The following is an 11,229-nucleotide window of genomic DNA, read 5'->3' as shown; positions in this document are numbered from 1 at the left end:
TTTTCCTGAAAAAATAGAGAGCGAAGACTAAAATAGTTATACTCTTACACGCCTATACGACCACACCCATCAGAACTGGAAGTAGATAAACGGCTGAATATCGCTGCTTTTCACCTGAATGACCAGATAAATCAGTGCAATCATTATCAGTGCCTGCGCTACGAGCGGCATGCGCACCATGCCCCGGCTGCACGCATTCTGCCAGCTGTCAGGACAAAAGTGAAGCAGAAAGCCGACTCCCATCAGCGCAAATACCTTCCAGTAGCCCGTCAAAAGCTGCTCCAGCAATTCCGGATGGAAAGCCGTAACTATCTGGCGAATCATGGTCACTGAAGCCTCGAACGTGGAATTACGGAAAAATATCCAGCAGAAGCATACAAAATGGAAGGTCAGCACCACGGCAAAGAATTTACGTACTCCCCGACTGCGATATTGCTTGGAACGTCCCAACAGATTACGGTAAAACTTATGTAAGGCCAGTGCCACTCCGTGCAATCCGCCCCACACCACAAAGTTCCACGAAGCGCCGTGCCACAGACCACCCAGCAGCATGGTCAGTATCAGGTTGATGTAGGTACGGATTTTCCCCTTCCGGTTACCACCCAGGGAGATATAAAGATAGTCGCGCAACCAGGACGACAGGGAAATGTGCCAGCGATGCCAGAAGTCGGTCACACTGTCCGACTTATAAGGTGAGTCGAAGTTGAGCGGGAAACGGAATCCCAGCAACAAGGCAATACCGATGGCCATGTCACTGTAACCCGAAAAGTCACAATATATCTGCAAGGCATATCCGTAGACACCAAACAGGTTTTCCAGTCCGGAATAAAGTCCCGGATTATCGAAAATACGTTCTACAAAGTTCACGCTGATATAGTCTGAAATCACCGCTTTCTTGAACAAGCCGCTCAAAATGAAGAAAATGCCCTGTCCGAACATTTCAGACGACACGAACAAAGGCTGACGGATTTGTGGGATAAAGTCGCGTGCACGTACGATGGGCCCTGCCACCAACTGCGGAAAAAAGGACACATAAAACGCGTAATCCAGCAAGTTAGTCAACGGCTTCAGGTCACGACGGTACACGTCGATGGTATAACTCAGCGACTGGAAGGTAAAGAAAGAGATTCCCACCGGAAGGAAAATGTCCAGCGGTTCAAAGTGCCCGTGCCACAGCGGAGCCAGCATTTCATAAAAGAAGTTGGTGTACTTGAAATAACAAAGCAGTCCAAGGTTGATGCACAAACTGCATACCACCAGCAGTTTCCGTTTCCAAGGCTGTACAGTCAGCTCCATTCTGCGAGCCAGTAAAAAATCGGACACCGTGACAATACCCAGCAGAAAGAAATAAAATCCGCTACTCTTATAATAGAAATAATAAGAAAACAAGGTAACAAACAGCAGGCGTGCCGTCGTTTTTTTCGGCAAAATCAGGTAAATCAGGCTGAATCCGAGAAAAAGAAGCAAAAAAAAGCCACTGCTAAAAATCATCGGCTGCGACGCGTCGTACATCAGCACATCCTTAAGTCTGTCCCAGTCAATTCCAAGTTCCGTCCAGTTGAGTTTCCACATAATTGTTGTATGATTTGATAATCGCTTCGTGTAATAATAATCCCTGCAAAATATATCCGTCCTGTGTAAAATGAATCTTGTCACGCTGGTAATAATTTCCTGCACTCCAGTTCTGACAGGCATAGCGTTCACCCCCCACCACATGATACATATCCCATAAAGCCAACTTACGCGAAGCTGCATAATCCAGCTCTGTCTTTACCACCAGCTTCGTGCGAGGATTGATTACCCTTGCGCCCCGTCGTCCATTACGGACATACGCTCCGGGAGGAGTAGTCAGCAAATACACTGCCTGCGGACATCCCTCCTTCAGTTCGCCCAACAGGTTATCCATCTGAAGCAGATGTTCTGCCGAAGCATAACGGCGGCCATGTGCCTCATTGGTACCGAACGAAAGAATAACCAGGTCCGGATTCAGTTCGATAATCTGACGAATATTCTCAGGTGTAGCAAAAGAAGCACAAGTCGCTCCGTTTACTCCTACTATGTGATACACAATTCCTGCTGCTCCCGTTTCCTGCGCCAATCCCGAAGTACGGTAACTCACCTGCATATCGAGCACGGCCTCCCGTCCGAAATCGTCCTCCAGCTGACGCCGTACAATATAAGGATACACATGCCCCCGCACATGAGAATCACCGATGTGCACGATACGTAACGGACGGTCGAGTACGGAAAGCTTCTGCCAGAAAGGCTCCAGTTCGTGCGTTGGGTCTATAATCGTATTTTCAGTTGTTCCCTTAAATCCAGCAGGCATCGGATTGCTGACTTCCACAAAACGCATCAGCTGCTGCATGGCCTCGCTGTCGGACACATGACCGGAATGACGGTCAGGACGCGATTTCTCCGGCAAAGCATCCTGCGCTAAAAGCGGCAATGCTCCCAAAAGGAACCCGAAGAGTACCCCCCAAAAACGTATCTCACTCCATTTCATAAGCTTTTCGTTTTTCGTACTGTTCTTTGCCGTACATCAAGGTCTCAAACAGAAGTCCGGCAATGTGCTTTCCTCCCCTGAAATTGATGTGGGTATAGTCATAATTGGCCATCTGAGGCTTATGGTTCACCATGTCCACCATGCTTCCTTCTCCTCCCATGGCTTCAAACATATTCCAGAATGCCACATGTGTTTCTGCTGCAAGTGCCTGCTGATAGCGAATAAGACGTTTCACCCCGGGCATAGTACGCAGCTCGCCATTCTCATCCTTGTTCTCCCTATCTCCTACACTGACAATCAGGAAAGAAGCTTCCGGAAAAGCTGTCTTCAAACGCTCCACAACAGGTTTCATGGCATCCTTGTAATAAGTATAGTTCATCACCTGGTCTGAAGCCACATTCAGTCCATATTGCAACACAATCAAATCATACGTACGCAAACGATTATACTGACGAAGTATCGACATCGGAATATTTCCCAGTTGCTGTCCACTGCTTCCACGGGTACTGAAGTTATCCACCACCACTCCCCGGTATGGATCCATTGTCACGGCATAGAATAAAGCGGTAGAATCCAGTTTCTCCACATTCCAGCGAACAGAACCGATACGTCCGTTCACTGATACCGCCTGTAACTCTTCTTTTCCATCCACTAAGAATTGCTGAGGTTCTCTTCCATTGACAGATACGGTCAGTCGCAAAGAATCGAGAGTCAAGAAATAACACGTAGAAACATCACAAGTATCTATACGCGACAAGAAACGTTTCTCTCCTTTCAACATCACGTAAGCTCCCTGAGAAGGAGCAAAATAATGATTAGAAATATCCTGACGGGAACGATCAAAATACGTAGAATCTGTAATAGAATGACTACTCCATCCGCCAAAAGAATGATGCACCGTAGGACGAAAACCTGCTATCTTGGTTGTTATGGGCACATATCCCACTCCGCATCCACCAAAACGTTTCTGTAACATTTCGCGCAAATCGCCGGTCAAGATATCAGCCTCAATAAATGAATCCCCGAAATAAGCAATGCGCACAGGACGACCTAAAGATTCCACTTTCTCCAAAGCCTCATAAAAACGTGTCATTCCATATCCCATAGAATCGGTATATTCCTCTATACATACCATACCGCTCTTGCAAGTATCAACAAAAACAGGCTTTACCGGAAGCGGCAACACCAGTGTATCAGAATCCACAGGCTCTGTCATCTCCTTCTTAATACGGATATCCGAAAGCAGGTCGACCTTTCTTAAAGGTTGCCCACAAAAAGATGCGGAAGGTAAAAAATACATGGCACACAAGCCAACCACCACCAGAAAGGTGAACAGAAAAGTGTATAATAATTTATTCTTCATGAACTTTCCTCTAAAACTGAGTGCAAAGATAGAGGAATTTTAAGTACAAAAGATTATCTGGTATATTTTTCTCGAATATTCTGCAAGAAATCATCAACCATACGGTAACCTTTCTCCGTGGTAATTCCCCGCATGTGCAAAATAGTAATCTCACTATAGATTTCGGCCAGCGGATAATGGTCTGTAATGTCTGAATAAATCAGCAAGTCCATCTGCATGGCCATAGCCTGATTGATAATCTGAAAATTGATGTCGCTACGAAAAATACCTTGCTCTATCCCCTTCTCAAAATACGCCAACGCATCGGCATCACCCCTGCGACGGTCATCATGTATATAATCCAACACCTTGGAATATCTGCGCAGGTCACGAAAAAACAGAGGGTTCACCGTACATAATTCATTAAACTTACGCTCATAGAAAGTAAGGATTACTTCCAGCACGTTATCCGCGCTGGAAGCAATCTCTTGCATATACTCATTCATACAACGACGATAGAAACGAAAAACTTCCAATAGGAGTTCTTCTTTATCTCCAAACAATTCATAAAGCGTACGCTTGGATATAGAAAGCGAACTTGCTATATCGTCCATGTGGACAGCCTTAATTCCCAAACTCATAAAAGATTTGGAAGCTGTTTCCACCACACGCAGTTTTAACTCTTCACGTTCGTTTTCCTTTCTTCGTACTGCCATTTATCTACATCAATGAATAATTCCTAATTTTGAAGTTTCTACAAACCGAATGATATTCTCTATTTCCGGTCCGTTCGGAATCTGTTCACGAATACGTCCCAATGCATCATTCAATGATGTATTAGCCTTATACAATATGCGATATGCTTGTGCAATATGCTTGATAATCGTCTCTGAAAAACCAGCATGCTCCAGTACCCTTGTATTAATACTATAAAAAGCTATCGGTTCATGTGCAGCCACAATATATGGAGGAATATCTTTAATAAAGCGGCATCCTCCCTGCACCACAGAAAAATTACCCAAACGTGTATTTCCCTGCATCAGCACATTGGATGTCAGAATTGCACAGTCATATATAATACAATTACCCGACACTTGTGAGCCATTACCAATAATACAACGGTTGCCGACCTCCACATCATGAGAAAGACGGGCACCGGTCATGATAAAATTACCATTACCTACCTTAGTAGCATGTGAAGCACGTGTACCACGGATAATCACAGCATTTTCACGAATCACATTGTTATTGCCGATAATGGCCAGTGTCTCTTCACCCGTAAAGGCAAAATCCTGGGGAACTGCTGCCACCACAGCTCCCTGATAAACTGTGTTTCCATTTCCCATACGTGTGCCACTCATCAGACTGGCATAAGGCATAATCACGTTATCATCACCTATCTCCACATTCTTGTCAATATAGGCAAAAGGATGTACTGTCACGTTCTTGCCAAGTTTGGCTGACGGATCTACATAAGCTAAAGGACTTATCATAGTTTTCTCATTTTAAGGTTAATCAATTTCTACCACCTCCCAATGCACTGTACAAGTTGATAACAGCTTGCATACGCTGAAAATTATCAGAAACTTCTGTCAACTGTGCACTCAGTAAGCTCTGCTGCGCAGTCAGGATTTCCAGGTAAGTGGCATCTCCACTCTGGAACAACGCTTTGGTATAAGTCACTGCTTTATCTAACTGTTCTACCTGTCCACGGTCTTCCACCAGCTTCTTGTTCTGGGTTTCAAACAGGAACAAAGCATCGCTCACTTCTTTTCCAGCCTCCAGGATAGTCTGCTGGTAATTCATCTTGGCGATTTTTTCTTCTGCTTTCGACACCTTCAAGTTAGCAATCAGCTTACCGTTGTTGAAAATAGGCTGAGCCAATGAAGCCAAAGCCTGCAACATAAATTCACCCGGATTTGACACAGAAATGCCAGAACCATTAGTCCAGCCTGCCAGCCCTGTAATATTTAATCCCGGGTAGAAAGCTGCACGAGCAGAGTTGGTTGTATAATAAGCCGCAGCAAGCGTCATTTCAGCCATCTTTACATCCGGGCGATTCTCCAGCAACTGCATCGGCACACCCGCAGCCAGTTCTTCTGGCATAACCTGCTCATCCAAAGTACTGCGGTCAATAGTCTGCGGAGCTTTTGCCAGCAACACAGCAAGTGAGTTTTCTGTTTCACGCACCTGACGCTTCAAATCCATTAAAGAAGCTTCTACCTGATGGCTGGCAGCACGCATCTGTGCTACAGCAGCCTCTGTGGTCATACCCGCAATCTTCATAGCTTCCATTACACGTACATTCTCCTTGTAAATGGCAGCTGTTTCAGTGGTTATTTCCACTTGGCGGTCGAGCATCAACAATGAATAATAAATATTAGCCACTCCGCAAATAATCTGTGACCGTACCGCCTGTTCAGCATACTTACTTTGTTCGTAGGCCACTTTTTGTCCACGTTTTGTGTTCAAAATTTTTCCGAACAAGTCTATTTCCCAACTGGCAGACACTGGAAGCTGGTACGCCTTTACATAGTTTCCACCTCCCATACTGGTAGTAGTTCCTTGCGGAGCCAGATTAATAGAAGGCAAATATGATAATTTAGCTGCAGTCAACATCACTTTCGCTTCTTGTACACGAAGGGCAGCAGCCTGCATATCTACATTATTAGCCAGTCCCTCTTCAATTAAGGCCTGTAATTTAGCATCGCGGAAAATTTCTTTCCAAGGTAAATTTCCCATATTAGCCGTATCGGCAGCCAATGTATCAGTTGCCGAAGCCGGGTCACGATAGACGCCTGAGGCATCTATCGTTTCCGGACGATCATAAGCTTTATAAATGTGGCAACCGCTCATCATGGCAGTTAAACACATCATTCCTATTATCTGTTTTTTCATTGTCAATCTTATTTATGCGTATTAGGAGAATACTGTTCAATTTCAGCTTCCACTTCACTTTCATCGAGACTATCCCATTCCATCGGCTTGAATTTCTCCTGCAACCACTGGAATACCACAAACAATACCGGCACGATGAAAATCTGGCAAATCATACCAATCAACATACCACCAATAGCTGAAGCACCCAACGTACGGTTACCATGAGCTCCTACACCCATAGCCAACATCAACGGAATCAAACCGACAATCATGGCCAATGAAGTCATCAAGATAGGACGAAGACGGGCTGCAGCTCCCAGAACAGCCGCCCAAGAAATACTCATTCCCTGTTTGCGACGGTCGAGTGCAAACTCTACAATCAAGATGGCATTCTTAGCCAGCAGACCCATCAACATAATCAAGGCAATCTGCATGTAAATGTCATTTGACATGGTCCCCAAAATCATCTTCAATGCAGGAATGCTTCCCAAAGCACTGAATCCGTTAACGAAGATAAAGCTACCCATCAAACCGAAAGGTACAGAAAGCAATACGGCCAACGGCAGAATGTAACTTTCATACTGGGCACTCAGCAGCAAGTAAACAAAGACGAAGCAAAGTACGAAGATAAGACCGGTCGTACTGCCACTTGTCTGTGCTTCCTCACGTGCCATACCTCCTAGTTCGTAACCGAATCCCATCGGAAGATTTTCCTTAGCCACTTCAGCAATAGCCTGCAACGCCTGACCAGAAGTGTAACCAGAAGCAGGAGCCACCATCACTTTCATTGAAGTATACAAGTTGAAACGGTTGATAATATCTGGACCGTATACTTTCTTCATGCTTACGAATTGTGTAATAGGAGCCATTTCTCCATTGCTACCACGTACTTTCACTCCGTTCAACGACTCCATGTTCTTAGTAGCATCCGGTTCTGCCTGAATCATTACACGATACATCTTACCGAAACGGTTGAAGTTAGAAGCATACAAACCTCCAAAATATCCCTGCATGGTAGAAAGAATATCGCTCGGACTGATACCAGCCTTTTTACAAGCTGCCGCATCAATGTCAAGCTGATACTGCGGGAAGCTCGGGTTAAAAGTAGTCTTCGCTGAATTGATTTCCGGACGTGCTTCCAATGCGGCCGTATAGTTATTTACGACTTCAAAAAAGTGGTCCAGTGAACCACCAGTCTTATCCTGCATGTTCAATTCAATATCACTTGATACAGAATAACCCGGAATCATCGGAGGAGCAAAGAACAATACCTGTGCATCCTTAATAACCTTCTGTGCACGCAAGAACAAAGTAGAATAGATAATATCTGAATTCTGCATCATGGAACGTTCTTCCCAGTCTTTCAATTTGATGATGACAGAACCGTAAGAAGGTCCTTGTCCACCAATAAAGCTATATCCGGAAATAATAGTACGAGACTGAACGGCAGGTTCTGCAGCAACTAAGCTATCCACCCTTGCCAACACTTCCATAGCACGTTCCTGAGAAGAACCAGGAGGCAATGTCACAGCACCCATGATAGTACCGGTATCTTCATTAGGCACCATACCTGTCGGAGTAGTCTTCATAAAGAACATCAACAATACGATAGATGCAGCCACCAATCCGAATGAAAGCCATTTTTTATGAATGAAGAATACCACACGCTTCTTATAGCTCTTCAGCAATGAATCGTATGCGGCATTGAAAGAAGTATGGAAACGATCGACCATACTCATCTTCTTTTGCTTGTGTTCGGTATCGTGCGGTTTCAGGAAAATCGCACACAATGCCGGAGAAAGTGTCAACGCGTTCAATGCTGAAAATGCGATAGAAATCGCCATCGTAATACCGAACTGACGATAGAATGTACCGGCCGTACCTCCCATGAAACTTACCGGGATAAACACAGACATCATGACCAATGTAATAGAAACCAGCGCACCACCCAGTTCGCTCATGGCATCGATGGAAGCCTCACGAGATGATTTGTATCCCTGGTCCAACTTGGCATGTACACCTTCCACCACCACAATGGCATCATCGACTACAATCGCAATGGCAAGCACCATCGCCGAAAGTGTCAGCAAGTTCACACTAAATCCAATCAGTTTCAAAACGAAGAAGGTAGCAATCAAGGCTACCGGAATGGCAATGGCCGGAATCAATGTAGAACGCATATCCTGCAAGAACACATATACTACGATGAACACCAGCACAAAGGCTTCAATCAAAGTCTTGATAACTTCGTGGATAGACGCATACAAGAAGTCATTGGCATTCTGAGCTACATTAATCTTCAATCCGGCAGGCAAGCTTTCTTCAGCCTTGCTGATTACATCCAGCAAGTTGTTGATTGTTTCTGTTGCATTGGTTCCCGCCATCTGGAACACGATACATGTTACAGCCTTATGGCCGTTTACTGTATTATTAAAAGTATAAGCCAGACGCCCTAATTCGATACGAGCTACATCTCCCAAACGAAGTACCTCACCATTAGGCAGAGCCTTGATAACAATATCTTCAAATTCTTCCGTCTGCTGCAAACGACCTTTGTAACGAATTGTATACTGGAAAGTCTGGTTACCACGTTCACCAAACTGTCCAGGTGCTGCTTCAATATTCTGTTCGGCCAATACACCTGAAATATCAGACGGGACCAAGTTATATTGTGCCATCACATCCGGCTTCAACCAAATGCGCATAGAGTAGTCCTGACCCATCACGTTGGCATCACCCACACCTTTTACACGCTGAACTTCCGGAATCAAGTTAATCTTGGCATAGTTTTCAATAAACTCAATGTTATACTTATCTTCTGCATCATACAATGAGAAAATCAACAACATAGAGTTCTGGCGTTTCTGTGTAGTCACACCCACCTTGGTAACTTCAGCCGGCAACAAGCCTTGTGCCATAGACACACGATTCTGTACGTTGACAGCAGCCATATCCGGGTCAGTACCCTGATTAAAATAAATACTGATATCAGCTGAACCATTGTTTGAGGCACTAGACTGGATATACATCATGTTTTCTACACCGTTAATCTGGTCTTCCAGCGGAGCAATCACTGAGTTCAACACAGTCTGTGCATTCGCACCTGTATAAGTTGCTCTTACCGATACGGTAGGAGGTGCAATGTCCGGATATTGTGTAACCGGCAGGGTGGCCAAACCAATCACACCCAGAATTACTATCAAAATAGAAATTACCGTTGACAGTACCGGACGGTTAATAAATTTATCTAGTTTCATTCTTTAAATACCATTTATAATTACAGTCCGAGAACTTTTAATAAACACTATTCCCCCGAACCATAAAAATCGTTGTTTATTATTTAAAAGCAGTCTGAATATTACCATCTCGCTGGTCTTGTAACGCTTTCTGGAATTTAGCTTCCTTCTCAGCTAAAGTAATCGGAGTAATCTTTTGTCCGTCTTTCAGAGTCTGAACACCTTCCACTACAATTTTATCACCAGGTTTCAAGCCACCAGTCACAATATAATGCTTGCCATCGTTTAAGTTGGAAATCTGTACTTCAGTATGTTTGATAGTATTGTCAGATTGTAAAACATATACAAACTTCTTGTCCTGAATTTCCTGAGTAGCAGTCTGAGGAATCAAGATAATGTCGCTCATAGTGTATGGGAATACCACGTTGGCCATACCTCCACTACGAAGAATATTCTGCTTGTTCGGGAAAATAGCACGCATGCTCACAGAACCTGTAGTCTGGTCAATCACCCCGCTCACAGCATCAATTTTACCTTCTTCTGAATACATCGTTCCATCAGCCAGCTGCAATTTTACAGCCGGCATTTTTTCCAACTGTTCTTTCAATGTGCCACCCGCCTTTGTCAATGCCAGCAACTGCTTTTCAGTCATTGAGAAATACACGTACATATCTCCAATCTGAGAAACCGTTGTCAACGGTTCTACTACTGAAGGACTAACCAGTGCACCTACACGATAGGGGAAAGTACCAATCACCCCGTCAGAAGGACTAGTTACAGTACAGAAACCCAAATTCTGTTTAGCTGCCGCATAAGAAGCTTCAGCTTGTGCTAAACTGGCTTTAGCAGAAAGTAAATTGTTTACAGCAGTTTGATATTCAAAATCACTGATAATCTTCTGTTCATGCAACATTTTTTTGTTTGCTTCAGTTGATGTAACAGTTTCCAAATTAGCTTTTGCAGAAGCCACGCCAGCCTTTGCCTGATCATATACAGCCTGATACTGGGTCGGATCAATTTGGAACAACGCCTGCCCCTTACGAACCGTAGCTCCTTCATCCACACATAACTTCACGATAAATCCTGATACTTGCGGACGAATTTCAATATCCTGCAAACCTTTGATTGTAGCGGGATACTGGGTTGTCTGATTGCTGGATGCAGCTGTAAGTGTTTCAACTGCAAATTCATCATCACCCATTCTCATACCCCCCTGACCGCCTCCACATGCAGTCAGCAATGAAAGAGTCAATGCATAGACTGCC

General features: G+C 44.4%; 8 protein-coding genes. All 8 read right to left on the bottom strand.

Annotated features, from left to right (window positions below; genetic code table 11):
• Positions 1–69 precede the first annotated feature (69 nt).
• The 8 genes from ACMJ0U_RS08995 to ACMJ0U_RS08960 all read right to left on the bottom strand — a co-directional run bounded on the left by ACMJ0U_RS08995 (position 70) and on the right by ACMJ0U_RS08960 (position 11,216).
• Positions 70–1,572, bottom strand: a complete 1,503-nt coding sequence (locus ACMJ0U_RS08995; protein WP_417129633.1) for an MBOAT family O-acyltransferase — start codon at positions 1,570–1,572, stop codon at positions 70–72.
• Positions 1,538–2,506 carry a GDSL-type esterase/lipase family protein gene (locus ACMJ0U_RS08990; RefSeq protein WP_417129632.1) on the bottom strand — a complete coding sequence of 323 codons (969 nt, stop codon included), beginning with the start codon at positions 2,504–2,506 and terminating at the stop codon, positions 1,538–1,540. Before ACMJ0U_RS08990 ends, ACMJ0U_RS08995 begins: the two co-directional genes overlap by 35 nt.
• A complete protein-coding gene (locus tag ACMJ0U_RS08985; protein WP_417129631.1) occupies positions 2,493–3,869 on the bottom strand; it encodes an SGNH/GDSL hydrolase family protein in 1,377 nt (458 codons plus the stop codon). Before ACMJ0U_RS08985 ends, ACMJ0U_RS08990 begins: the two co-directional genes overlap by 14 nt.
• A gap of 53 nt (positions 3,870–3,922) precedes the next feature.
• On the bottom strand, positions 3,923–4,564 hold the full coding sequence (locus tag ACMJ0U_RS08980) for a TetR/AcrR family transcriptional regulator (RefSeq protein WP_417129630.1): 642 nt from the start codon (positions 4,562–4,564) through the stop codon (positions 3,923–3,925).
• A 9-nt stretch (positions 4,565–4,573) separates the two neighbouring features.
• Positions 4,574–5,341, bottom strand: coding sequence for an acyl-ACP--UDP-N-acetylglucosamine O-acyltransferase (lpxA, locus tag ACMJ0U_RS08975; protein ID WP_417129629.1), 768 nt, complete (start codon positions 5,339–5,341; stop codon positions 4,574–4,576).
• A gap of 22 nt (positions 5,342–5,363) precedes the next feature.
• On the bottom strand, positions 5,364–6,746 hold the full coding sequence (locus ACMJ0U_RS08970; protein ID WP_417129628.1) for an efflux transporter outer membrane subunit: 1,383 nt from the start codon (positions 6,744–6,746) through the stop codon (positions 5,364–5,366).
• Between the two features lie 8 nt (positions 6,747–6,754).
• Complete coding sequence (locus ACMJ0U_RS08965) at positions 6,755–9,985, bottom strand: efflux RND transporter permease subunit (protein ID WP_417129627.1); 3,231 nt, start codon at positions 9,983–9,985, stop codon at positions 6,755–6,757.
• Between the two features lie 79 nt (positions 9,986–10,064).
• Positions 10,065–11,216, bottom strand: a complete 1,152-nt coding sequence (locus tag ACMJ0U_RS08960; RefSeq protein WP_417129634.1) for an efflux RND transporter periplasmic adaptor subunit — start codon at positions 11,214–11,216, stop codon at positions 10,065–10,067.
• Positions 11,217–11,229: the final 13 nt, after the last annotated feature.

Origin of the sequence: Phocaeicola sp., assembly GCF_048170425.1 — a bacterium.
In the GTDB taxonomy this organism is placed as follows: Bacteria; Bacteroidota; Bacteroidia; order Bacteroidales; family Bacteroidaceae; genus Phocaeicola.
This window is presented reverse-complemented; position numbering and strand designations above follow the sequence as displayed.